This window comes from Amycolatopsis jejuensis, from assembly GCF_000717335.1.
GTDB classification, from domain to species: Bacteria; Actinomycetota; Actinomycetes; order Mycobacteriales; family Pseudonocardiaceae; genus Amycolatopsis; species Amycolatopsis jejuensis.
The window spans coordinates 86705-110336 of the sequence record NZ_JNYZ01000012.1; the positions used below are offsets into that span (position 1 = coordinate 86705).

At 67.8% G+C, this 23632-nt stretch carries 20 protein-coding genes; 10 read left to right on the plus strand and 10 right to left on the minus strand.

Going from position 1 to position 23632, the window contains the following annotated elements; genetic code table 11:
• Nucleotides 1-13: 13 nt before the first annotated feature.
• On the minus strand, nt 14-478 hold the full coding sequence (locus OO71_RS17820) for a MarR family winged helix-turn-helix transcriptional regulator (protein ID WP_033290944.1): 465 nt from the start codon (nt 476-478) through the stop codon (nt 14-16).
• A 152-nt stretch (nt 479-630) separates the two neighbouring features.
• Between OO71_RS17820 and OO71_RS17825 the strand changes: the two genes are divergently transcribed.
• Complete coding sequence (locus tag OO71_RS17825; RefSeq protein WP_033290945.1) at nt 631-1578, plus strand: alpha/beta hydrolase; 948 nt, start codon at nt 631-633, stop codon at nt 1576-1578.
• 133 nt (nt 1579-1711) lie between these two features.
• Complete coding sequence (locus OO71_RS17830; protein ID WP_033290946.1) at nt 1712-2923, plus strand: alpha/beta hydrolase; 1212 nt, start codon at nt 1712-1714, stop codon at nt 2921-2923.
• Between the two features lie 57 nt (nt 2924-2980).
• Here the strand turns inward: OO71_RS17830 and OO71_RS17835 are convergent, their stop codons facing one another.
• Nucleotides 2981-3997, minus strand: a complete 1017-nt coding sequence (locus tag OO71_RS17835) for a hypothetical protein (RefSeq protein ID WP_245633700.1) — start codon at nt 3995-3997, stop codon at nt 2981-2983.
• 1079 nt (nt 3998-5076) lie between these two features.
• Between OO71_RS17835 and OO71_RS17845 the strand changes: the two genes are divergently transcribed.
• Nucleotides 5077-5598: a DUF4383 domain-containing protein gene (locus tag OO71_RS17845; RefSeq protein WP_033290949.1), complete on the plus strand. Its 522-nt coding sequence runs from the start codon at nt 5077-5079 to the stop codon at nt 5596-5598.
• Between the two features lie 394 nt (nt 5599-5992).
• On the opposite strand, the gene OO71_RS17850 is transcribed toward OO71_RS17845, so the two are convergent.
• Both OO71_RS17850 and OO71_RS17855 read right to left on the minus strand, forming a co-directional pair.
• Complete coding sequence (locus tag OO71_RS17850) at nt 5993-7348, minus strand: class-II fumarase/aspartase family protein (RefSeq protein WP_033291270.1); 1356 nt, start codon at nt 7346-7348, stop codon at nt 5993-5995.
• Between the two features lie 624 nt (nt 7349-7972).
• Nucleotides 7973-8506 carry a DinB family protein gene (locus tag OO71_RS17855; RefSeq protein ID WP_033290950.1) on the minus strand — a complete coding sequence of 178 codons (534 nt, stop codon included), beginning with the start codon at nt 8504-8506 and terminating at the stop codon, nt 7973-7975.
• Nucleotides 8507-8836: 330 nt separating this feature from the next.
• Between OO71_RS17855 and OO71_RS17860 the strand changes: the two genes are divergently transcribed.
• Together OO71_RS17860 and OO71_RS17865 are read left to right on the plus strand one after the other, a co-directional pair.
• Nucleotides 8837-9952 carry a tryptophan dimethylallyltransferase family protein gene (locus tag OO71_RS17860; protein ID WP_245633701.1) on the plus strand — a complete coding sequence of 372 codons (1116 nt, stop codon included), beginning with the start codon at nt 8837-8839 and terminating at the stop codon, nt 9950-9952.
• Nucleotides 9953-9979: 27 nt separating this feature from the next.
• The gene (locus OO71_RS17865; protein WP_033290951.1) at nt 9980-11344 is read left to right on the plus strand and encodes a tryptophanase; all 1365 of its coding nucleotides are present in this window, start codon (nt 9980-9982) and stop codon (nt 11342-11344) included.
• A 96-nt stretch (nt 11345-11440) separates the two neighbouring features.
• Here OO71_RS17865 and OO71_RS17870 read toward each other — a convergent pair whose 3' ends face one another.
• From OO71_RS17870 to OO71_RS17890, 5 genes are all read right to left on the minus strand, one after another.
• Nucleotides 11441-12016 (minus strand): GTP-binding protein, encoded by a 576-nt coding sequence (locus tag OO71_RS17870; RefSeq protein WP_033290952.1) that lies wholly within the window; start codon nt 12014-12016, stop codon nt 11441-11443.
• Complete coding sequence (locus tag OO71_RS17875; protein WP_033290953.1) at nt 11997-12362, minus strand: DUF742 domain-containing protein; 366 nt, start codon at nt 12360-12362, stop codon at nt 11997-11999. Before OO71_RS17875 ends, OO71_RS17870 begins: the two co-directional genes overlap by 20 nt.
• A complete protein-coding gene (locus OO71_RS17880) occupies nt 12359-12784 on the minus strand; it encodes a roadblock/LC7 domain-containing protein (protein ID WP_033290954.1) in 426 nt (141 codons plus the stop codon). Before OO71_RS17880 ends, OO71_RS17875 begins: the two co-directional genes overlap by 4 nt.
• A gap of 51 nt (nt 12785-12835) precedes the next feature.
• A complete protein-coding gene (locus tag OO71_RS17885) occupies nt 12836-15202 on the minus strand; it encodes a sensor histidine kinase (RefSeq protein ID WP_033290955.1) in 2367 nt (788 codons plus the stop codon).
• Nucleotides 15203-15603: 401 nt separating this feature from the next.
• Nucleotides 15604-18273 carry a class III lanthionine synthetase LanKC N-terminal domain-containing protein gene (locus OO71_RS17890; RefSeq protein WP_425388685.1) on the minus strand — a complete coding sequence of 890 codons (2670 nt, stop codon included), beginning with the start codon at nt 18271-18273 and terminating at the stop codon, nt 15604-15606.
• Between the two features lie 87 nt (nt 18274-18360).
• On the opposite strand from OO71_RS17890, the gene OO71_RS17895 reads away from it, so the two are divergent.
• The 3 genes from OO71_RS17895 (at nt 18361) to OO71_RS17905 (ending at nt 19853) form a co-directional block, all read left to right on the plus strand.
• Nucleotides 18361-18726: a hypothetical protein gene (locus OO71_RS17895; protein ID WP_033290956.1), complete on the plus strand. Its 366-nt coding sequence runs from the start codon at nt 18361-18363 to the stop codon at nt 18724-18726.
• On the plus strand, nt 18710-19111 hold the full coding sequence (locus tag OO71_RS17900; protein WP_051791670.1) for a hypothetical protein: 402 nt from the start codon (nt 18710-18712) through the stop codon (nt 19109-19111). The genes OO71_RS17895 and OO71_RS17900 overlap by 17 nt, the downstream gene beginning before the upstream one ends.
• 373 nt (nt 19112-19484) lie before the next feature.
• On the plus strand, nt 19485-19853 hold the full coding sequence (locus tag OO71_RS17905; protein WP_033290957.1) for a DUF427 domain-containing protein: 369 nt from the start codon (nt 19485-19487) through the stop codon (nt 19851-19853).
• A 4-nt stretch (nt 19854-19857) separates the two neighbouring features.
• On the opposite strand, the gene OO71_RS17910 is transcribed toward OO71_RS17905, so the two are convergent.
• Nucleotides 19858-21297, minus strand: coding sequence for an APC family permease (locus OO71_RS17910; protein ID WP_084145016.1), 1440 nt, complete (start codon nt 21295-21297; stop codon nt 19858-19860).
• A gap of 209 nt (nt 21298-21506) precedes the next feature.
• On the opposite strand from OO71_RS17910, the gene OO71_RS17915 reads away from it, so the two are divergent.
• Together OO71_RS17915 and OO71_RS17920 are read left to right on the plus strand one after the other, a co-directional pair.
• Complete coding sequence (locus OO71_RS17915; RefSeq protein WP_162186081.1) at nt 21507-22148, plus strand: TetR/AcrR family transcriptional regulator; 642 nt, start codon at nt 21507-21509, stop codon at nt 22146-22148.
• A 158-nt stretch (nt 22149-22306) separates the two neighbouring features.
• Nucleotides 22307-23626, plus strand: a complete 1320-nt coding sequence (locus OO71_RS17920; RefSeq protein ID WP_033290958.1) for a flavin-containing monooxygenase — start codon at nt 22307-22309, stop codon at nt 23624-23626.
• Nucleotides 23627-23632: the final 6 nt, after the last annotated feature.

Consider the following 23632-nt stretch of genomic DNA (forward strand, 5'->3'; position numbering starts at 1 on the left):
CCATGTTGCCAGTTCACCTCGGCTGGTAGGACTCCCGGTAGGCATTCACCGACGTTGTCAGCTGATCCATTGCGGCGCGCATCCGGCCGAGCTCGGCGGTGCTGAGGTTCATCGCGGCGGCGATGTGCGGCGGAATCCGCTCGGCCTTCGCCCGCAGCGCGGTGCCCTCTTCGGTGAGCTGGATCCGCACCGAACGTTCGTCGTCGGCTTGCCGCTCGCGGGTGATCAGTCCCGCCTTTTCCAGCCGCTTCAGCAGCGGGGACAGCGTGCCGGAGTCGAGGCTGAGCGCGGCGCCGAGTTCCTTGACCTGCTGCCGGTCCTGCTCCCACAGCGCGAGCATCACCAGGTACTGCGGGTACGTGAGGTCGAGCGGTTCGAGGAGGGTGCGGTAGAGGGAGGTGACCGCGCGGGACGCCGAGTACAGGCCGAAGCACAGCTGGTCGTCGAGGAGCAGGGAGCCGGTCTCTTCGCTGGTCATCGTCGTTCTCCCTCGGGTTGCTCCGTTCATTGTCCTCGCGGTCGTGGCCAGGGGCAACTCAAGTGCCCTACATCTCATTGTGGCCATTTTAGTTGTGCACAACTTAGTTGTGTGGCAGGTTTAAGGCACGACATCAACTCCAGGAGGTAGCAATGACCGCGAATCCGCAGAACCTGGCGCTCGAACCGGCCGCGCAGGCGTTTGCCGAGGCCACCGACCAGCCGCCGTACCTCTTCCAGCTGCCACCTGCGGAAGGCCGGAAGGCGGTCGACGGAGTGCAGGACGGGGAGGTCGCGTTGGCTCCGGCCGACATCGAGGTGCTGACCGTCGAAGGCGTCGAGGTCCGGATCGTCAAGCCGCAGGGAGTTGCCGGGCCGCTGCCGGTGCTCGTGTATCTCCATGGTGCGGGCTGGGTTTTCGGCGATTTCCACACGCATGAGCGATTGGTCCGGGAGCTTGCCGTGGGTACGGGTGCGGCAGTCGTCTTCCCGGAGTACAGCCGTTCGCCGGAGGCGCGGTACCCGGTCGCGATCGAGGAGAACTACGCCGTTGCGAAGTGGGTCGCGCAGCACGGCGCGGAGAAGGGGCTTGACACAACGCGCATTGCGATCGCAGGCGACTCTGTCGGCGGGAACATGACCGCGGCGCTCACGCTCATGGCAAAGGAGCGTGGTGACGTGACGTTCCTTCAGCAGGTGCTGTTCTACCCGGTCACCGACGCTGCGTTCGAAACCCCTTCGTACAACGAGTTCGCTGACGGCTACTTCCTCAGCCGCGAAGGCATGAAGTGGTTCTGGAACCAGTACACGACCGACGAGGCGCAGCGGGCCGAGATCACCGCTTCGCCGCTTCGCGCGACTGTCGACCAGCTTGCCGGGCTACCGCCGGCGCTCGTGATCACAGGTGAGGCGGACGTGCTTCGCGACGAAGGCGAGGCGTACGCGGCGAAGCTGCGTGAGGCGGGCGTACCGGTGACGGCGGTGCGGTATCAGGGCATCATCCACGACTTCGTTATGGTGAATGCGCTTCGCGAAACGCACGCGGCCGAGGCGGCGATCACCCAAGCGATCACGGTGCTGCGACGGGCGTTCGGCAACTAACGGGCAGTGTTGTTGCCCGAGGGGCCACTTTTGTGTGATCGGGCTCACTTGATCACAACGAGAGTGGCCCCTCAAACGTATTTAGATCAGCGGGTCCTGCCTCCCGGACACGCAGTCGGTCCTGGAGGTTCCCGTGCACCTTAGCGAAATCAGGCTGGATTCGCCGATCCTGCTGACCGTGATCGGCGTACTCACGCTCGCGGCCGTGATCGCGGTGCCGTGGTTCTGGGAGCGATGGCGCAAACGCAAGCAGCTCGGCCGGAGCGCCAGTGTGCTCGTCGCGCTCGGGCTGGTGGTGCTCACCGTGGCCATGGGCGGGAACATGATCGGCGGCTTCTTCCCCACGCTCGGCTCGCTGCTCGGCACCGGCGGGTACATCGCCGACGGCGTTGACGTCGACGGCGGCGACAACGGGGTCGATCTCGGCCGCGCCCGCGACCTCGGGGTGCAGCACGCGAAGGCGGGCAAGGGGACTGTCGCGCACGTGAAGATCACCGGGCGGCGCACCGGGCTCACCCGCGATGTGTCGGTTTACCTTCCGCCGCAATACTTCGAGCACAAGTACAAGACCATGCGGTTCCCGGCAATCGTGTGGATCCCGAACTACCCGTCCGGGCCGGAAGTGGTCACGAGCGGGTACGGCTTGCCCGATCAGCTCGACGCCGCGATCGCGAAGCACGCGATGCCGCCGGTGATCGTGCTGATCCCGGACCCGACCGGGGTCCCGAAGGTCGGGCACGACACCGAATGCGTCGACCAGGTCAACGGAGCGCCGAACGACACGTACCTGTCGGCGGACGTCCGCGAATGGGGAATCCAGCGGCTGGGGCTCAACCCGGACCGGAGCGCGTGGACGATCGCCGGCTGGTCGTCCGGTGGCTACTGCGCGCTGAACATGGTCACGCGGCATCCGCAGTGGTACGCCCATGCGGTGAGCGTGAGCGGCTACGACAAGGCGCAGGTGGACGCCGAAACCGAGAACTTGTTCCGTGGCCGCAAGGACATCGACGAAGCGAACAACGTGCGGACCAACCTCAAGCAGCACCCGTCGCCGATCGAAATCCTGGCGATCTCGGGCGACAAGGAGAAGTACGAGAGCTTCGCGATCGACCAGATGCGGGCCGCCGCGCAGCCGCCGGTCCAGTTCACGTCGTGGCGCATTCCCGATGCCGGGCACAACATGAACACGTTCAAGCAGCAGATCCCCGATGTGCTGTCGTGGATCGGGCAGCGGACCCCGGGTCCGAGCCCGGTGGGGCGGAACGTGGACGTGACCGGCGGGGTGAAGCCGTGGCCGCTGCCGAACGCGGGTTCGAAGGGCGGGCTGACGGCGGTGGAGCAGTGAGCCTGTTGGTTCTGTTGAGTCCGTTGTGCCGGTTGTGTCTTTCGTGTCCTTTGTGGACTAGAGTCGCCCGAGAAGGTGCTTCACCACTGCGGTGATTTCCTTGCCCGCGACGTCGTAGCTGACCGAACGCGGGTTGTCGGTGAGCACGGTGACGATGTACCGATCGTCGGCCACGAGCCCCGAGGTATGCAGGGTCCGCATGGGATTGCAGCAGGACCAGCCTTGTTTGACGGCCCATGAGCCGTTCCCGAACGCGTCGGGAATGCCGAAATACTGGCGAAAACCGTCGGCGCCCGATTCGGTGGCAGCGCGGAGCCCGTCGAGGATGACGGTGCGCTGGTCGGCCGGTGCTTTGTCCATCAGGTACCGGTAGACGCGCGTGATGTCGGCAGCGGTGATTTCGGTGTCGCCCCACCGACCAGGATCACTCGGCGGCGTGGTTTCGGGAAGTTCCATCCGCTTGACCGCCTTGCGGACGATCTCCTTCCCGCCCCCCTCGACCCACAGCCGGTTGGCAGTCTGGTCGTCACTGCGCGAGAGCATTTCCTGCACTGTGTCCGGTGCCGTCCCCCGATCGAGAGCCTCGAAGGCAATCAGAATCTTCACGAGCGACGCCGAGGTGTAATGCCGATGCGCATCAATGGAGACGGCAACGGTCTGCGTCGTGCGATCGAAGACTTCCGCGCTGACGTGCCCGTCGGGCACCAGAGCCGCGACCTCGCCCCGGGGACCTTCGGGCAGCTTGGCGGAAACGGTAGCGCTGGGTCTGGCGATAATGCTGGTACTGGCACTGCTGCCGGACCCGGGCGCGGAGGACGCCCCGCGTTGGCCGGAGACGACCCCGACCCCAGCCACCGGAGCGGACACAGTGACAACATCTCGCTGCGGCTGAGCCACAGTGACCAGAAGAGCGGACATAGCACCCAAACCCAGCCCACCCAAGAGGAACGAGTTCACCCTGCGCATGATCAGACTTCCCCGATCACCCGTCAGGGGTTCGCCAAATCGGGTGAGTTTGTGGGATGAGTCTCGATACTGATCAGTACGCGTGACGATGAGATGCGCTGCGGGCAAGCACTTCCGCTGGGGTGGGTGGACCGGTTGGGGTGGGTGGTCTGGTGGGTTGGACTGGACTGGACCGGCTGGGTGGACCGGACCGGTGGACTGGACCGGCTGGGTGGACTGGACTGGACCGGACCGGACCGCTGGACTGGACCGGCTGGGTGGACCGACCAGTGAACTGGGTCGGCTGGGTGGACTGGACCAGGTCAGACCTGCGGCGGGTCCGGGCTGCGCTGCCGAGCGTGGTGGATCGGATCGGCTGGCCGCGTTGGGCGGGGTGCGCGGATTGCTCGAGGGGCAACCCGTGGGTTGCTCTGGCTACGGCGGACGGATTGGATCAGAACCGGGCGGGCGTATGGAAGGTGGGCTGGACCAGCCGCCAGCCGCCAGCCGCCAGCCGCCAGCCGCCAGCCGCCAGCCGCCAGCCGCCAGCCGCCAGCCGCCAGCCGCCAGCCCCGCCAGCCACCGAGTGCCAGCCGCCACTAGCCGTCGACCGTGAGTCGCGAGCCGCCAGCTGCCGACCGCGAGCTGGCAGCCCGCCAGCTGCCAGCCGCCGTTCGCGGGCCGTGAGCGGCCAGCCGCAGTCGTCGACTGCGAGCCGCCATTAGCTGTCGGCTGCGTGCGGTGAGCCGCCGCTAGCCGGTCCCGTGAGTCGCAAGCCGCTGACTGCGGGCTGCGTGCGGTGAGCCGCCGCCAGCTGATCGCCAGCCCGTCGACCGTGAGGGGCGAGTTGCCAGCTGCTTGTCGTGAGCTGCCCTCAGCCGACCGTGAGCCATGCGGTGCCAGCCGCGTGCCTGCGAGTTGCCAGCCGCGAGTCGTCGACTGCGAGCTGCCAAGCCGTCGACTGATCGTCACGCCGACTGCCAACCAGCGGCTTCGGCTGCGGCACAGACACCCGTACCTGCGTTCCCAATCGACTCACCAGTCACAGAAATCACCACAGCCCAACGTGCACCGCCGAATTGCAGGCACTGGGTTGTCGCCGGGTGAAAAGGGACCCGGTGGTGGGTATTCGGGTTTCGCGGCTGTTTCGGTGAGGGTATTCCATCGGGGTTGACCCACCGTTACCTCGGTACGGGAAGGACTGAGTCATGGTTCGTGCGCACGGAGCCCGCGTTCGGGTGGAGGGGCTGCAGCCCGCGCAGGTGCTCGCCGTTCTGCTCGGGGTCCTTTTTCTCGCTTACGGCATCGTGGGGCTGGTGAAGTCCGGATTCGGCGACTTCACCGGGCACGGTGTCACGTTGTGGCGGTTTTCCGCCAACCCGCTGAATAACGTCGTCCACGTGGCGACCGGCGTGATCGGTCTGCTGCTGGCGTTCGGCTCCGGCCGGTCGCGGACGTTCGGCTGGTTGCTCTTCATCGGCTACGGCCTGTTGTTCGTGTGGGGCATGATGCTCACGGGGATGATCGCGACCAACCCGGTGTCCGGCCTTGGCAACCCGCTTGACCTCGCCACTTCCGACAACTGGCTCCACCTCGGCATCGCGGTGGTCGGCCTGCTGATGGCGGTACTCCCGGCCCGCCGCGGGGTGCTGATGCCCGATGACGGAGCCCCGACGGACACCGCCCCACCCGCCCGCCCCGACCACGGGGGACACGGGCTGGCGCACTGACCGCCCGACCTGACCTCCCGAGCGAGGGAGCCGGTCCGCGACTGGCCCCTTCGCGCGGGGGTAATGCTTCGCGTGCGGGTCCAATCCGCACGAAGGGACCCCTCGTGCGGATTGGCACTGTGTGCGGGGACGCTTGCGGATGGGTGGGTCCGTGTCGCGGGGTTGCGGGCGCGAAATAGTCGCCCGTGTTGGGGATTTTTCTGCGCGATGGGCCCGTTCGCGAAGCAGAGGTGTGTGGGGCTGTCGGTTTCCTTTGTGGGTAGAGGGAATTCGCGGACCGGGCCCGTGACGAGGGCGCGGGTGCATCTCGGTTGATGCAGCGTGTCGTCGGCCTGGATGCGGCGGGCGGGCGGCGAGAATGGTTATGCAGTGGGGAATTCCGTGCAGATCGGCGTCACGAGTCGGGGGTTTCCAAGGCTCGGTCCACCATTCGGGCTGCGGCGCCAAGGTATTGGGTTGGGTCTAGGAGATCCTTTAAGGTTGTCGCGTCTAGGGCGGCTGTGATTTCTGTTGTGTCCGCCAGAATCTCCGACAGGGGCCGACGTTCTTCGATTGCGCGGCGGGATGCGACGCCCAGGATTTCCTTTGCGTGCACCTTTCCCAGCAGCGGAGCCAATGCGGCGGACAGACGTTCCGAGACGATCAAGCCGTTTGTCAGGGTTACGTTGTCGCGCATGCGGGTGGCGTGGACGTCCAGGTTGTTCGTCAACTCCACCGCCGTGTGGGCGGCACCTCCGGCCAGGCGGAGGCATTCGCGCAGCAGTTGCCATTCCGCTTGCCACGCGCCGGCGGAACGTTCGTCTTCTGCCAGGCCCGACTGCGTTACCCCGGCGGCCAGCACCGGTACCTGCAGCGCGGCCGAGCGGATCAGGGCGGACAGCACCGGGTTCTGCTTGTGCGGCATCGCGGACGAACCGCCGCCTGCGGACTCGGTCAGTTCGGCGATTTCGGTGCGGGCGAGGACTTGGACGTCGACCGCGATCTTGCCCAGCGTCGTCGTCACGGCGGACAGTGCGGATGCCAGCTCGGCGACCGGGGTGCGGTCCGCGTGCCACGGCAGGATTGGTGCCGTCAGACCGGTTTCCTCGGCGAATGCGGTGACGAGCCGGTCTGCGTAGTCGTCGGTGCCGTCGCCGTACTGGACGTACGCGGCTAGCGTTCCGGCTGCGCCGCCCAGCGACGCCGGTAGCCGGACCGCGGCCACGCGACGGGCTGCCTCCAGCACTCCCTGCCGCCAGATTGCCGCCTTCAGGCCGAAAGTGGTGGGGACGGCGTGTGCGGTGAGGGTCCGGCCGGGCATGACTGTGTCGCGCTGGGCGCGCGCCAGTGCGGCGAGCGCGTGTGCGGTCGCCTTGAGGTCGGCGCTGATCAGGCGCACGACATTCCGCGCGACGAGCATCATCGCCGTGTCCACGATGTCCTGGCTGGTGGACCCACGGTGGACGTAGTCCGCGACGTCGGGGACCTCCGCCGAAAGAGCGCGCACCAAGCCGACCACGGGGTTGCCCGTGGCGCGGGCGTCGCGGGCCAGCCGGACGACGTCGAGGCCGCCGTCGGCCAGCCGCTGTGCCGCGCGCGTGATGCGCTCGGCCGCGTCGTGGGGCACGGTGCCGAGGCGCGCTTGAGCCCGCGCGAGTGCGACCTCCGCGTCGAGCAGCGCGGCGGCGAAGGCTCCGTCACCGGTCACCGTTTCGGCCGGGGTACCGGCGCGCACCGGCGACAACAGCCCGGAATCAGGATCGGCGGTCATGCCGCCCAGCATCGCACGCCGCCCCGGCCACGGGCGGGACGGTCGGTGGCTACGTCGTGGGGTGTTGGTTGGGGGCAGGTGGGTCACCTTTCGTTGGGGTGGGTCGGTGGCTGCCAGGGGTGGTGTGGGGTTGGTGGTGGGTGCGTGTGGCGTCTCTCGTTGGGGGTGGGTGGGTCGCCTTTCGTTGGGGTGGGTCGGTGGCTGCGTGGGGTGGTGTGGCGTCGGTAGCGAGTGCGTGCGGCACCTCTCGTGGGGCAGGGGCACCTTCGTTGCGGCGGGACTGTGGCTACGTGGGGCGGTGCGTGGGGGTCAGTGGCGGGCCTGCGGCACCTTTCGTTGCGACCAGAGCAGGTACCCAGGGGTGGCGGGCGTGTGCGGCACCTTTCGCTCGGGTAGGAGGGGCAGAAGCCGCGCTTATCGTCGGCGTGCGCAGGTGGTAGGACGGCTGGGCGGTACTGGTCGGTGCCTCGTTTCCGGGCTGGCGGCCCCTCGTCGGGGTGGGCAGGGGCGGTTGGCTGGACCGCTCTGGTGATCGTCTCGTTGCGGCGGGTGGGGCGCTTCTCGTCAGGGCGGTCTGGTCGGGCCGTCCCGGTGGTCCCCTCGTTGTGCGCCGTGGGAACACCCTCACCTCCCCACCGAGCCGTCGAGCGACTCGCGCAGCAGGTCAGCATGGCCGTTGTGGCGGGCGTACTCGGTGATCATCGACAGCAGCATCCACCGCAGCGTGAACTCCTCACCGGTCACCTTCGATGTTCCCCTCGTGTCCAGGGGGACCGCCGCGATCTCCCTGCTGCGTGCGCATTCGGACCGCCACAAAGCCAGCGCTTCGCCGACGTCGCCTTCCAGGTGGTCGAAGTCCTGGTCCGGGTCGTCGTCCGAGTAGTGCAGGAGGGGTACGTCCTCGCCGGCGAACTGGATGCGGAACCACCATCGTTCGACGCCCGCGAGGTGCCTGATGAGGCCGTGCAGCGACATCGTGGACGGGGGCACCGCGCGCCTCGACATCGGCTCCTGGCCGAGGCCTTCGCACTTCAGCGCCAGGGTCGAGCGGTGCCACTCGAGGTACGCGACCAGCGTCTCGCGTTCGCCCGCCAGACGCGGGATGGGTGGGCGGTCGCTTTCGGCGACCTTGGACACGTGCTTCGGGATCTGACTCATGCCCGGCAGCGTCTCACCTGCCACCGACAATTTCCGACGACCGGGTGCGGCAGGTGGTGCACTGCCCACCGTCCGGTTGCCGTAGTGGTCTAGGCCACACGGCAGGCCCGGCTAGCTGCCACGGCTGGTCCTGTCCATGCGGAATTCAGGTGAATTCCGGTTGTGATATGCACACTCAGACACGAATTCCCGACGGCGTTGTCGCTAGGTCAGGGGTATCGTTCGTCGTATTCCGGCGATTAATCTGTAGGACGGCCCGGATGGGGCCTCCGCCGGATGGGGGCCGCCGGGCTGGGCCGAACGCACGAATGAAACGGTGAATACAGCGCCATGGTCGGAACGAGTGTGCCGATGGTCGATTTGTCGATGTACTCCTTGTACTCCCATGCCGGCGGGCAGCTCGACCGGCTTTGCCGGGCGGTCGGTTTCGATCCCGCGGAACGTCGCCACCTGGATCTTCTCCGGTTGCTTCTCGGGGAATCCGGGGAATTGAGTGTTTCCGAACCCGCGCAGTTCGCGTCGAATGTGTCGGACGACACTACCCCGATCGAATTCTCGGTTGCCTTCGACACGACCGGGGAATGTGTGATACGGGTTCTCGGCGAGGCGATCGGCGCGCCCGATCCGCGCTGGTTCCTCGACCGCGTGGCCGCCGAATACGGCCTGGTCACCGATCGGCTCGACGCGGTCGCCGACCTCTTCCTGCCGCACGACGAACGCCGCGGCCCGTTCACCCTGTGGTACTCGCTCATTTTCCGCGACGGCGCCGCACCCAAGATCAAAGTGTACCTCAACCCGCAGATCAGCGGTCCGACGATGGCCGACTCCCTGGTCAGCGAGGGCCTCCGGCGGCTCAACCTGTCTGCCGCCTTCGACCCGGTCGTCGAGCACGCGCTGCGCCGCGGCGACCGGGACAACTTCACCTTCTTCGCGCTCGACCTCGACGACGATCCATTGTCGAGGGTCAAGGTGTACATCTCCCACGACGCCGCGGAAAGCGAGGACGCCGAACACGCGGCGGCGCTCGTCCCCGGCGCGGATCCGATGCTGATCCGCGAGTTCCTTGCGGTGCTCGGCGGCCGGAAAGGACCCTTCGGCGGCCGCCCGCTGATCTCCAGTTATTCCTTTGTGGAGGGAATGGCCGACCGCCCCGGCAACTACAGTCTCTACCTGCCTATTCGAAGCTACGTGCCGGACGACGAGGTCGCTCGCGCCCGCGTACACGCAGTTCTGGCGCAATTCGATTTCGATCCCGGACAACTCGACAAGGCACTCGAAGCAGTTTCGAAAAGGCCATTGCGAGAGGGCGTCGGATTGATTGCGCATGTTTCGCTGAGAATGGGTGAATTCGGTTCCGGAATCACCGTCTACCTGTCTTCGGAGGCGTATGAGGTCACGCCCCCGAGAAAGAGGTCTGCGCTTCGTGCGTTGAGCCTGTCGCGGTAGTCACCCGGAAGTGGAGGAAAATACCTGATGCGGACCTTTCCGCCGTACCGAGCGCAAGTCGTTGCCGAAATTCCGGTCACCACCCGAGCCGAACGGGAAGAGGCCCTCGCCGAGGCGGGCTACAACGCCTTCAACCTGCCCGCGAGCAAGATCAGCATCGACCTGCTCACCGACTCCGGCACCGGCGCCGTTTCCACCACTCAGGAGGCCGCTGCGGCGGGCGCGGACCGCTCCTACGCCGGGTCCGCCTCCTTCTACCGCTTCCGCGACGCGCTCACCGACCTCACCGGCTACCCGCACATCCTGCCGGTGCACCAGGGCCGGGCGGCCGAGCGCGTGCTGTTCTCGAGCGTTCTGGAGCCCGGCCGGATCTCGGTGAGCAACACGCATTTCGACACCACCCGCGCCAACGTCGAGCTGCTCGGTGCCGAGGCACTCGACCTGCCGTGCGCTGAGTTCGGCGACCTGGACAGCCTCGAACCGTTCAAGGGCAACATCGATCTCGACGCCCTCGAACGCGTCCTGACCAGCGGACGCGTCGGCCAGGTGCTGCTCACCATCACCAACAACGGCGGCGGCGGGCAACCGGTGTCGATGGCCAACCTCGCCGCGGCCGCAAAGCTTGCGCGCGCCCACGGCGTGCCGGTCTTCCTCGACGCCGCACGGTTCGCCGAGAACGCCTGGCTCGTCATCCAGCGCGAGGAGGGCTACCGCGACAAGACGCCACGGGAGGTCGCGCAGGAGGCCTTCAGCCTGGTCGACGGCAGTGTCGCAAGCCTGAAGAAGGACGGCATCTCGCCGATGGGCGCGTTCATCGGCCTCACCGACCCGGAGATCGCCCAGCGCTGCGAGACCAACCTCATCGCCACCGAGGGCTTCCGCACGTACGGCGGCCTCGGCGCGCACGACCTCGACCGCGTCGCCAAGGGCGTCCAGGAAGTCCTCGACCCGCATTACCTCGCCGCGCGCGCCGACGAGGCAGCCCGGCTTGCGCAGCTGGCCGGCGACGGCGGGGTGGACATCGTGCAGCCGCCCGGAATCCACGCGCTCTACCTCAACGCCGGACGGCTTCTACCGCACCTGCCCGCGGCACGCTTCCCCGGCCACGCGCTGGCCTGCGAGCTGTACCTCGAGGGCGGAATCCGTTGTGTGGAACTGGGTTCGCTGTACCTCGGCACGCTCGACGAGCACAACGAGCTGGTGACCCCGGCGCCGTTCGAACTGGTGCGGATGGCGTTGCCGCGGCGCGTGTACACCCAGGGCCACTACGACTACGTGGCCGAAATCCTGGGTGACATCGCGAAAAACCCCGAGCGGGTGCCAGGGTACCGGATCATCGACGCGCCGAAGATCCTGCGGCACTTCAATCTCCGCATGGCCCCGGCCCGCTGAGGACGGACATGACCCCAATGTGGCATTGGGTGCGTCACATGCACCGAATGCCACATTGGGTGCGTCAGATGCACCCAATGCCACATTGGGGTGGTCTCAGGCCGGTTGCGGGACCACCGTCATCGCGTGCTTCACCAGCCGGATCAGCGCGATCTTGCTGGAGTCACGCTGCCGCGCGTCGCACATCACGATCGGCACGCCGTCGGGCACCACGAGCGCCTCGCGGATCTCGTCCGGGGTGTAGCGCGGCGCGTTGTCGAAGCAGTTCACCGCAACGATGAACGGGATCTTGCGGCGCTCGAAGAAGTCGATCGCGGCGAAGCTGGTCTCGAGCCGGCGCGTGTCGACGAGCACGATGGTCCCGATCGCGCCGCGCGCCAGGTCGTCCCACATGAACCAGAATCGTTCCTGGCCCGGCGTGCCGAAGAGGTACAGCACGTGCCGCGGCGAGATGGTGATGCGGCCGAAGTCGAGCGCGACCGTGGTGGTCTTCTTGTGCTCCACGCCGGACAGATCGTCGACGTGCGTGCTCGCCTCGGTGAGCACCTCTTCGGTGGACAGCGGAGGGATTTCGCTGACCGAGCCGACCATGGTGGTCTTGCCTGCGCCGAACCCGCCGGCGACGATGATCTTGACCGGGGTGGGGACTCCGTCAAAGTTTGATGAGGCCATCGAGCACCGCCTGGAGAGTTTCGTGGTCCGGCGCCTGGGCCGGCTGACGGGACGGGGCGCGGGTGATGACGAGGCCGCGGTCGATCAGGTCGCCGCACAGCACCCGCACGACGCCGAGCGGCAGCTTCACGTACACCGCGATCTCGGCGATCGACAGCGGCCGACGGCACAGCTGCGTGATGGCCAGGTGCTCCGGGCCGAGCCCGAGCGGTTCGGAGTCCGTCTGCAGGGTCATCACCTGCGTGGAGAGGTCGAGCTGATCGTCGGCGGGGGTCCGCCCGCTGGTGATCGTGTAGGGCCGGACCAGCGGCCCGGCGGCCTCGTCGTACCAGCCGTCGTCGGTCACGTCGCCTCCCGCAGCAGGTTTGCGGCCTCGCGCGGAGCCGACGCCAGATAGTCGCCGACGCGTTTGACCAGCCGGTTCATCTCGTACGCGATCATCTCGACGTCCACGTCGGCGCGGGCGAGCACGGCGAGGCACGCGCCCTGCCCCGCCGCCGACACGAAGAGGTACCCCCGCTCCATCTCGATCATGTTCTGCAGCACGGGGCCCCGGTTGAACTGCCTGCTCACCCCTTTGGCGAGGCTCTGCAGGCTCGATGCGATGGCGGACAGCTGGTCGGAGTCGTCCTTGCTCATCCCGGACGACTTGCCGAGCTGCAGCCCGTCGGCGGACAGCACGATGGCGTTCTGCGCGCCGACGACCCGGTTCACGACGTCGTCGAGCAGCCAGTTGAGATCAGGGGTGGAGTTCCCGTACTCGTTCATGCGGACAAACCCTGACTTTCGGTGTGGTGAGGTGTTCGGTGAGCGGTGCGGTTACGAGTCATCTTGGCCGCCCCGCGCCCGGCGCGTGCCCTTGTGGAATGCCATCAGCGTGCGAGCCGTGGTTTCGCCGACGCCGGTGAGGTCGACGTCCTCGGCACCCGTCTCGTCCTGCAGCTGCGCGACGAGGTTCTGCTGCGGCTGCCGACGGGGCAGCCGGGGCCGTTCGTCGCCCTGCAGCGTGCTCAGGTCCGGTTCCGGGGCCGCTGCCGGTACCGCGGGGATGTGCAGGTCCCCGCTGTGGTGCTCCGGTTCCCGCGGACTCGGCGAGGGCAGCGGACGCGCCGGGTACGGCCGGGGCGTTGCGGCTTGCTGCTGGTCCGGGACCGGCCGCACGATGCGGGCAGGCGCGGCTTCCATCACCATCGGGGCGCCGACCGGGGCGAGCACCGGCGCGTCCTCGGCGGGCTCGGGTGCGGCCGGGTCGGCCAGGTGGTGCGACGGGATCAGTACGGTCGCGCGGGTGCCGCCGTAGCGCGACGGGTCGAAGGTGACCGTGACGCCGAGCCGCGAAGCCAGCCGGGCGACCACGAACAGGCCGAGGCTGGAGTCCGCGCGCAGCGCCATCGCGTCGAATTCGGGTGCGTCGGCCATCATCGCGTTGGCCCAGTCCCGCACGGCTTCCTTCATGCCGAGCCCCTGGTCGGACACGTCGACGACGACCCCGCGCGCGACCATCCGGCTCGTGACCTCGACCTGCGACCCGGGCGGCGAGAACGACGTCGCGTTGTCGACCAGCTCGGCGATCAGGTGGATCGCGTCGGCGACGGCCGAGCCGACGATCGCGACGTCCGGTACCTGCTCGACCTGCACCCGCGAGTACTGCTCGGTCTCCGACACCGCCGCGCGCAGCACCTCCATCAGCGAAACCGGCTTGCGCCAGCGCCGTCCCGGCTGCTTGCCGCCGAGGATGATCAGGTTCTCGGTGGTCCGCCGGGCGCGCGCGGCGAGGTGGTCGAGCTGGAAGAGCGACGCCAGCTGGGTCGAGTTCTCCTCGCGGGCTTCCATCTCGTCCAGGATCTGCAGCTGCCGGTGCACCAGTACCTGGTTGCGGTGCGCGATACCGAGGAAGACGTTGTGTACGCCGCTTCGCGCCTTCGCCTCGCTCGCCGCCGCGTTGACCGCGGTGAGCTGCGCTGTGTTGAACGCTTCGGCCACCTGGCCGATCTCGTCGCGGCCGTGGTCGAGCTGCGGCAGCTCCGCCGCCACGTCCACCGGTTCGCCGTTCTTGAGCCGTCCGACGATGTTCGGCAGCCGGTTACGGGCGAGGTCGAGCGAGTCGTTGCGCAGCCGCTCCAGCCGCGTCATCAGGGTGCGGTCGACGAGCGAACGGGACACTCGCACCGCGACGATGATCGCGGCCAGCGAGGCGAGCAGGGCCACGATGCTGCCGAGGATCGCGTTGCGCAGCTGCTCGTTCCCGGCGTCGATCGCGGCGGCCGAAACCTGGTCGGCCTGTCCGATGGTGAGCTGGTTCAGCCCGTTCGCCACCTGCGCGGTGAGCGTGTGCCAGTCGTTCACGGAGACCGGCACCGTCCCCTGGTCGCCGCTGGTCCAGGCACCGTGCTTGACGATCGCGTCCTCGGCGGCGCTGAGCCGTTTCCACCCGTCGCTCTCGACGAGCTGCTGGTACTGCTTGCGCACGGCCGGTTCGAGGAACGGCGCGATCTGGGCCAGCTGCGTGCGGTAGTAGCCGGAGAGCTGGGTGAACTGGACGAAGTCGTCCGGGGCGAAGGCGCCGCCGGCGAACGCGCTGGACACCAGCGACGTCTCCCGCGACATCATGTCGCTGGCCCGGAAGACGGAGGTCGCGGAGATGGCGCCCTGCACCGCGGTTGCGTCGGGCACGATGCGCGCCTGCGTGTCGAACAGCGTCGCGGCGGAGTCGAGGACACCGTTGTAGTAGCCGTTGACCTGTGCGCGGTTGATGCTCCGGAAGGTGACCTGCGAGCGCAGCACCGGCAGCTGGTCCAGCTGCGCCTTCAGCGCGGTGACCTTGCTGGCGATCTCGTCCGGCGCGCTCGAAATGGTGGACGCGAACGCTTCCTGCAGGCCCTTCAGCTTGCCGTCGGTGTCCTGCTGCTGTTGCTGCAGCTGCTGCGATCCGCCGCCGGGGCTGTCGAGGTACTGCAGGGCCAGCTGGCGTTCCTGCTGCAGCGACGACAGCGTGGTGACCGCGGGGATCGACACCTCACGCACCGAAACCGCGACCAGCCGCACGTACAGGCCGTTGATGAAGAAGGCCGTCGCGAGCACCGCCCACAGCACGAGCAGGGTGACGCTGGGGATCAGTACGGTCCGGGTGAGCCGCTTCCGGATCGACTTGTCGTACGCCTTGCCGGGATCGTCCTTGTTCTCCACGATGATTCACGAACTCCTGGGTCACCCTCGGCGAGAGTGCGGGACACGGCCGGGGAAGCGGACAGACGGTGGGTGCGGGCGGTCACGAGGGATCAGGTAAGGAAATCTCGGACACACCCTTCGTAGGCCCACGTAACGGAACAGCCCCGGTTTCTATCACGAACAGGCCCGCCGTGGTGCCGCTGTTCGGGCAGGCCGAGTGCACTGCGACGCTGGTCACCCAGGGTAGCGGACGGTTCACCCGGCATTTGCCGAGGCACGGGCCCCGGCCGCCGATTCCACCCGAACGGGCTGGGCTGAACGAGTGATTGTAAAAATCGGCGAACGGTCTTGGCGTCCCGAAGGATGGGCAGTCGGCGAATCGACTTGTCGACGACGGAGTGTAAGTCCACAGTGGACTGTCACGCGATCGGCGGAACCGGGCCGAGGAACGGAAGCAGCTCCGTGCCGTCCAGGAGTGCGGACAGCGTGCGGAGGACGCCGGCGCCGCCGGTGGCGACGTCCGCGGACAGGTGCCGCAGGTCGCTACCCGGGAAGGCGAGACCGCCGTGGAACGGGACGGCGTGCCAGGAAAGCCGGGTCAGGTGCCGTTCGATCGCGTCGCGGGTCCTCCGGTCCGGCTGGTTCGGCTGGCCCTGGTGGTGCGGCTGGGTCGGCTGGCCCTGGTGGTGCGGCTGGGTCGGCTGGCCCTGGTGGTGCGGCTGGGTCGGCTGGGTCGGCTGGTTTGCGAAGGCCAGCGCGGCGGCGAGCCCGCACCGGCCGTTCAGCAGGCCGGGATGGAGCGCGAACTCCCCGCGGCACGCCACGCGCAGCCCGGGCAGACTGCGGCACGAGCGCGCTTCGGGCCGGTGCCGCGCGAGCTGTTCGGCGACCATCAGGATTCCGGCGCTGCCGACTCCGGCGGTACGCAGCGGGCCGCGGTCGCCGTCGCGGACCGGCAGCGATCCGTCCGGAGCCGGAAGGCATTCCTCCAGATCGCGTTCGAGGGCCTGGTCGGCGAACTCGAGCCAGACCGGCTCGCCGGTGCGTTCGTGCAGGCGCAGGAACAGCAGCGCCGGACCGGACCAGCCGTGCAGCAGCCCGGCGCGCGCTGACCGTCCCGGTGGCGCCGCGGTGTCGAGCGCGTCCGCCAGCCGGACGCCGGTACCCAGCGCCTGCCTGCCGAACTCGTTGCCGCCGCGGCTCGTGGCGAAGTACAGCCGGGTGAGGCCGATCCCGGCGAGACCGCTCGCGAGGTCGTGGCCGGTGGTCTGGTCCACCAGGCTGCGGGAGGACGCCAGTAGCTCGTCGGCGGCTTTCCGATGGCCGAATTCCTCCAGCACGTAAGCGATTCCGTGGCTGCCGTGGAAGAACCCCGGTTGCTTCGGCGGGTCTCGGCGGACTGCGTCGAGGAGCCATTGCTCGTGTTCGGGGTAGCGTCCGGCGCCCGCGATGTGCAGGGAATGGAGGACGCCGGCCGCTCCGGTGCCGAAGCCTGCACCTTCGCCGGGGAACAGTTGATCGGTCCGCTCCGGCGTCGCACTTGCCAGCAGGGCTTCGGTGATTTGCTTGCGTACCAGCGACCAATGCGGTCGTGGCGCGTCAAGCTCGGTGGGTACGGCCGGTTCGCTGCGGGGCGCGATGCCGTCGGCGTACCCCGTGGGCAGCGAGAACCGGCGTTCGGTGAGTTCGGCGGCCCAGCGCATTTTCTCCGGTACGAGATCGAACAGCGGAGCCAGCGGGAGGAAGATCTTCAGCGGCAGAAGGGTTTTGCTGCTCTCGAAGCCTGTGAGCGACACCGTGTCGGACTCGTCGACCAGGATGTTGCGCGGATTTTCGAGGACGACGCCGCGTTGACGCGCTTCGGCGACGATGCGGTCCACCTGCGCCACCACTGACTGTGCGCGTTTGCGATAGGCGGCGAGGTCGGCCTCGGGACAGTCGCGGCGGGTGAGCGGGTAGTGCCGGGCGAGCCAGTCGTCCAGCGGGAGGCCCGGCAGGTACTCGCGGACCAGGTAGTGCCGCCGTCCGGGGAGATAGGTGTGGACCTGCGGGATGCCGGGGATGCCCGCGAGCCGGTCGAGGATCTCGCGTTTGCGCTGCAGCCGGGTGGCCGCGTCCGTGCCCGCCGCGTCGAAACCGGTGTGCGGCCAGGCCTCCTCGATCACCACCGGGGTACCGCCGCGCTCGGCGAGGTGGACGGCGCGCCCGCGGGCGCGGGCGAGGACATCGGTCACCGGATGCGGTGGTTGTGGCTCCCCGGCGTGTGCGGCCAGGTAATGAGGAATTCGCAGCCAATCCGGTACGGCTTCCTGCTGTTCCGGTTCGAGAGCGCCGCTCGGCCGGCGGATTGCGGGTACCCGGGTTCCGGCATGATCGGTCCACTGTTCCAGAAATCCGCCGTAATGCACATGAATCGGGCATTCGCCGTACCGGATGGTTCCGGGAATATCGGGTCCGGGCTCGCCGCGAAGGAGTGTGGAAAGAGTTCCGAGCAGCTGTTCGAGCGTGTTGTTGTCCGCCGGATAAATAATGGCGAGCGCACCGTTGCCCGCGCGGGTCGGAAATTCGGCATTGTGGTCGAGGAGAATTGCGGTCGATCGCAGGTGCCGGTGCGTGATCCGGTGTTCGACGCAGTGCTCGTGCACGCGCTGGAGTACCGGAATAGCGTTGGCAGCAGCGGAAATCTGCACCTGCCAGCCCTGTTCCGGCAGTTCCTCGCCGACCGGCCGGAGCAGCCGCCACTCCCCTTGGTGCTCGACTGTCCACATCGGTCCGGGCGGGGGAAGTACGCCGGTCAGATCCCCGGCAGGTAATTCCGGACGCCGGTCGGGGAACCTCGGGTCGGCGCGGAATATCTCGTGCCGGACTTCCATGAAAAGCGACCCCTCCTGCCTGCGGCCCCCGAGCGACGGGAACCATTTCCGCACGGCGCGGGTACCGCGGCCAATCCGCCAACCCGGCGGTTCGGATCCGCTGATCAGGGCGGGCCGGAATACGGCAATGGCGAACTGAGGGTGATTTCCCGCCACCCGGTCGAGCAAGATCCGCAGGTCGCGTCGGACCCGTTTGCGGAATTGGCGGAATGCCATCGACCCGATGTGGTGAACCACTCCTCCCGTCCGGTGACGCGGCCGCGGCGGGTAGGTTGAGCGCGGCGGGCAGAAGGAGGAACGGGTGTGATTCTCGGGTTCGCGGTGGCAGTCGCCGGGTGTGCACTGCTCGTCGCGTTGTGGAGCTTCGTCCAGGCGGCGCGCAAGCGGCTGCCGGACACCCCGCTGCTCGTCGCGCTCGGCGTGGTCGAGGTGCTGCTGGTCGCCCAGCTGGTGATCGGGGTGGTGCTGCTGATCGGCGGGCACACTCCGGGCAGCCTCGCGACCTACCTCGCCTACCTGATCGGCTGCCTCGTCGTGCTGCCGATCGGCGCGGCGTGGGCGCTGGCCGAGCAGAGCCGGTCGAGCACGGTCGTGCTCGGCATCGCGTGCCTGGCGATTCCGGTGATGGTGCTGCGACTGAACGAGGTGTGGAGTGGAGCAAGCGCGTAGGACGGCTACCGGTCCCGGCCGGGTTCTGGTCGCGGTGTACGCCATCTTCGCGCTGGCGGCGACGTCGCGGGCGGGCGTCCAGATCAGCACGAAGTTCCATGAGGCGCCGCTCGCGTACGTGCTGTCGGCATTCGCCGCCCTCGTCTACATCCTGGCCACGGTCGCGCTCGCCCGCGGCGGCGAAACGTGGTGGCGGATCGCGCTCGCGGCGTGCTCGGTGGAGCTGCTGGGGGTGCTGACCGTGGGTACGCTCAGCATCTTCGACCGGCAGGCGTTCCCGCATGCCACCGTGTGGTCGGGGTATGGCCAGGGGTACCTGTTCATCCCGCTGGTGCTTCCGTTGATCGGTTTGTACTGGCTTCGCCGCACGCGGAACTCTGGGTAGCGGCTGCTGCGGTTCGGGGTGTTCTGCCAGTCTCGGGGCGATGGCGTCGAAGCCGGGATTGTGACTACGTGCGGAGGCTTCGTATCGGGGTGCGGGCGGGGGCTGGCTGCCCGGGTTTCGTGGGGTTCGTGAGTGCGGCTTTGGTGGTGGGGGAAGTCCGTGAAGGGAACCATCACGGAATCTGGGTCTGTGAAGGGAACCATCACAGAATGTGGAAGTCCGTGAAGGGAACCATGAGGGAATTAGATTCCGTGAAGGTTCCCTTCACGGACGTCAGGCCAGTACCTCGCGGAGGCGGGTAGCGATGGCGTCTGATTTTGTCGGTGGTCCGGCCTACTGTGGGAAGTGCGCACCACCCGTGCGCAGAGGAGGAATGATGTCCCAGCAGTTGATCCCCGGGCCGGGCCACCCGATCACCGTCGAGCCGAACCCGGCGCGGGTGGTGGTCAAGGCCGGCGATCGCGTCGTCGCCGACACCACCCGCGCGCAGGTTCTGCGCGAGGCGAGTTATCCGGCGGTGCAATACATCCCGCTCGAAGACGTCGACCTGGCGATGCTCGCGCGGTCCGAGCATCAGACGTACTGCCCGTACAAGGGAGATGCCGCGTATTACAGCCTCACCGTGGTGCCGGACGGGGAGAACGCGGTGTGGACGTACGAGGCACCGTACGAGGCGGTGTCGCCGATCAAGGGCCACGTCGCGTTCTACCCCGACCGGGTGGAGATCGAGGAGGTCGCTTGAGAGGTCAGCTCAGCATCCGCGCGTAGGCCTCGGGCCGGCGGATCCGGGCGAAGGCCACCACCGCGGCTCCCGCGAGGAAGCAGGTGGCGATCGCGATTCCCACGGCGAGGGCGGCGGCTGGGCCGCCCACGAGTTGCGGGAACTGGTCGATCACCAGGTACAGCACCAGGCCGAGCCCGGCCAGCGACAGCAGGGGCGCCACGGTCGCGTTCCATGCCGGGTCGCGGCGTTTGCCGCGCAGGTGGAACACGATCACGGAAATGCTGGTGAGCACCATCATCAGGATGATGCCGAGCGTGGCCGAGCCGGAGAGCCAGGTGTAGATCTGGGTCACCGGGTCCAGTCCGGAGATGGCGAGCGCGCCGAGCGTGGCCATGGTCGCTGCGGAGACCACGAGCGACGAGCGCGATGGTGCGCGGTGTTTGGGGTGCACGCGGCCGAGCGTGGCCGGGAGCAGGTGGGTGGTCGCGAGGGTGAACTGGTAGCGCGTCACGACGTTGTGGAAGGAGAGCACACAGGCGAAAATGCTGGTCACGAGCAGGATCTGGATGATGTGCTGCAGTGCGGGTCCCACGTACTGCACCGACAGGTCCGTCATCAGCCGCGCCGGGTCGGCGGCCGCGGTTGCGGCCACGTCGCTGCTTCCGGCGCCCATGGCCTGTGCCCAGGAAGTGAAGCCGTAGAGCACGCCGATGAGCAGCACCGAGAGGTAGGTCGCGCGTGGCACGGTGCGGTTCGGCTCGCGTGCTTCGCTGCGGAACACCGCGGTCGCCTCGAAGCCGAAGAACGCGAAGAAGGCGAACATGAGGCCGAGGCCGGGTGCGCCGTCGAACACGTGGGCCGGGTTCAGTGGCATGGCGGAGAGGCCGGATTTGCCGCCGTGGAAGGTGATCGCGAAGTCCACCACGAGGATCACCAGCACCTCGAGCACCAGGAAGACGCCGAGCACTTTCGCGCTCAGCTCGACGTCGCGGTAGCCGAGGTAGCCCACCAGCGCCAGCGCGGCGAGGGAGAAGATCCACCACTTCACCGCCAGGCCGAGGTAGGTCTCCACCACGGCTGACGCCGCCACGCCCAGGTACGCGGTGAGCCCCACCAGGAGCACGGTGTACGACGCGAGCGCGAGACAAGCCGTGCCCGCGGCGGGGATCTTGCCCAGCCCGGCTTGTACGTAGGCGTAGAACGCGCCCGCGTTCTCCACGTACCGGCTCATCAGCGTGTAGCCGACCGAGAACAGGCACAGGATCACGGTCGCGCCCACGAAATACGCCGGTGCGGCGGCGGTTCCGCTGGCCGCGAACACTGTCGGGAGCACCACGGACGCGGCGCCGAGCGGGGCCACCGCGGCCACCACCATGAACACGATCGAACCGACTCCGAGCCCGCGGTGCAGCAGCGCCGGTGTTTCCCGGGTGTGCACCGCGGTTTCCCCATTACCTGCCATCGTGGTCGTTCTCCTTCGCTGCGGCTGCTCCTGGTTCCTGGTCGGATTGCGGCCCGCCGTCGACGTGAGGGCCGCCACAGCGTGCACTTGGGCATCCGCCCTAGTCAAGAGCCCTAGGGCAATTGCCCGACTTTTGCCGCCGTGTCGTTTCGTTCGCGTGACCGCCGCTTGCTACGGTCGGACCAGGGCGGATGCCCCAGACTGCACGATTGACGAGAGGGGCGGCCGTGGCGCGGATGACGGTGGGGGAGCGCAGGCGCCGGCTGCTCATCGCGGCGGCCGAGGTGATCGGGCGGGACGGCATCGCGAACGCGACCACCCGGGCCATCACCGACGAGGCCGGGATGCCCCGCGGCACGTTCCACTACTGCTTCGAATCGAAGGACCAGCTGCTGGGCGAGCTGGTGAAAAGCCACGTCAAGGACATGGTGCAGGCGGCGGTCGACGATTGGGACGACACCAGGTCGCTCGTCGAGAACCTGACTGCCGGGCTGAACGCGTTCCTGAGCGTCGGCAGCGCCCATCCGCGGGAACAGCTGATCAGTTACGACCTCGCGCTTTACGCGTTGCGGTCGGACGATCCGGGCGCGGCGGCCACCCAGTACGCGGACTACAACCGGCAGTCGACGGAGTACCTGGAGTTCGTCGCGGAGCGCGCCGGGATCGACTGGGGTACGCCGATTCCGGTGCTCGCGCGGATGTTCGTCACGGTGATCGACGGTTCGATGCTGCACTGGCTCGCCGACGGCGACCTCGACACCACCCGCGAAGCAATCGACGCGTTCGCCGGGGCGCTGGCCGGGATGGCGAAAGTACGCCGAGGTCGGCGGCGGAAAGTCGCCGGTTTCTGAGTTCGTCCTGGTGGCGGCCTGACCGCGGTCGCCGACTAGGGCAATTGCCCTGGGGCTCTTGACTAGGGCGCTTGCCCTAGTTCAAGCTGGGGGCACTTCGCGAACGGTCCGGCATCGGCGGGCCGCGCAGTCCATCCCGCTCAGGAGACGAGGACGAAATGACCGAACCGGTAGATCGGGTGTGCATCGTCGGCGCAGGTCCTTCGGGGTTGGTGGCCGCTCGGCGGCTGCGAGCTGCGGGGGTGCCGTTCGACTTGTTCGAAAAGCATTCCGACGTCGGCGGGATCTGGGACCCGCAGAACGAGGGCAGCCCGGTGTACCGGAGCGCGCACTTCATCAGCTCGAAGTACTCCAGCGGGTTCTACGGCCACCCGATGCCCGCGGACTACCCGGATTACCCGTCGTGGCGCCAAATTCTCGGCTACCTCCGGCAGTTCGCCAAGGACGAGGACCTGTACCGCGACATCACGTTCGACACCGTCGTCGAGCGCGCCGACCTGCTCGAAGACGGCACCTGGAACGTGACCGCAGGCGGGACGACGCGCCGGTACCGCGCGTTGGTCGTCGCACCCGGGGTCACCTGGCATCCGAACGTTCCGGAGATTCCCGGCCGGGATTCCTTTACCGGCACGGTGTTGCATTCGGTCGACTACTACGACACTTCCCTGTTCGCCGGAAAGCGCGTACTGGTGGTCGGTGGCGGTAACTCCGGGGTCGACATTGCCGGTGACGCCGCGGTCAGTGCGGAGAAGGCATTTCTGAGCGTACGGCGTGGGTACCGATACATTCCGAAGCACATTTTCGGGGTCCCGCTTGACGTTTTCCTCAACTACGGCGGCAAGCCACCCGCCGGGATCACGCTTCCCGAGGACCCGAGCGAGCTCATCGACGCGCTGGTCGGTGATTTGACCCGGTACGGCTTGCCCAAGCCGGACCACGACGTGCTCACCACCCATCCGATCGTGAACGACCAGGTCATCCACTTCCTGCAGCACGGCGATCTCACCGCGAAACCCGACGTCGCCCGGTTCGACGGCAGCGACGTCGTGTTCTCCGACGGCAGCCGCGAGCAGGTCGACGTAGTCGTGCTGGCCACCGGGTACGAATACCTCGTCCCCTTTGTGGACGAGGAATTGTTCGAGTGGCAGGGCGGGCATCCGCAGCTGTACCTGAACATCTTCAACCGCAAAGTGGATTCGCTGTACGTCGTCGGATTCATCGAGTTCGCCGATGCCGCGTACCACCGGTTCGAGGAAATGGCGCAGCTTATCGCGATGGATCTGACCTTGCAGGGCGCGGACAAGGAAAGGTTCGCCGAGATGAAACGCAGTCACGAGCCGGATTTGCGTGGTGGGGTTTCGTACCTCGAAATTCCGCGTAATGCGAATTACGTGGAGACGCACACCTATCAGGCCGCGGTCGCGGAGATCCGGGCGAAGTTCGGGGTCGCGGATTTGCACGAGGAGTTCGGGAGCTGAGCTGTC

Excerpts from the sequence above, each read along its gene's own strand:
- OO71_RS17820 (WP_033290944.1), bottom strand. The coding sequence starts at position 478 with ATGACCAGCGAAGAGACCGGCTCCCTGCTCCTCGACGACCAGCTGTGC.
- OO71_RS17865 (WP_033290951.1), top strand. The coding sequence starts at position 9,980 with ATGCGGACCTTTCCGCCGTACCGAGCGCAAGTCGTTGCCGAAATTCCG.
- OO71_RS17850 (WP_033291270.1), bottom strand. The coding sequence starts at position 7,348 with ATGACCGCCGATCCTGATTCCGGGCTGTTGTCGCCGGTGCGCGCCGGT.
- OO71_RS17905 (WP_033290957.1), top strand. The coding sequence starts at position 19,485 with ATGATGTCCCAGCAGTTGATCCCCGGGCCGGGCCACCCGATCACCGTC.
- OO71_RS17860 (WP_245633701.1), top strand. The coding sequence starts at position 8,837 with ATGGTCGGAACGAGTGTGCCGATGGTCGATTTGTCGATGTACTCCTTG.
- OO71_RS17890 (WP_425388685.1), bottom strand. The coding sequence starts at position 18,273 with ATGGCATTCCGCCAATTCCGCAAACGGGTCCGACGCGACCTGCGGATC.
- OO71_RS17920 (WP_033290958.1), top strand. The coding sequence starts at position 22,307 with ATGACCGAACCGGTAGATCGGGTGTGCATCGTCGGCGCAGGTCCTTCG.
- OO71_RS17880 (WP_033290954.1), bottom strand. The coding sequence starts at position 12,784 with ATGAACGAGTACGGGAACTCCACCCCTGATCTCAACTGGCTGCTCGAC.
- OO71_RS17825 (WP_033290945.1), top strand. The coding sequence starts at position 631 with ATGACCGCGAATCCGCAGAACCTGGCGCTCGAACCGGCCGCGCAGGCG.
- OO71_RS17910 (WP_084145016.1), bottom strand. The coding sequence starts at position 21,297 with ATGGCAGGTAATGGGGAAACCGCGGTGCACACCCGGGAAACACCGGCG.
- OO71_RS17870 (WP_033290952.1), bottom strand. The coding sequence starts at position 12,016 with ATGGCCTCATCAAACTTTGACGGAGTCCCCACCCCGGTCAAGATCATC.
- OO71_RS17845 (WP_033290949.1), top strand. The coding sequence starts at position 5,077 with ATGGTTCGTGCGCACGGAGCCCGCGTTCGGGTGGAGGGGCTGCAGCCC.
- OO71_RS17855 (WP_033290950.1), bottom strand. The coding sequence starts at position 8,506 with ATGAGTCAGATCCCGAAGCACGTGTCCAAGGTCGCCGAAAGCGACCGC.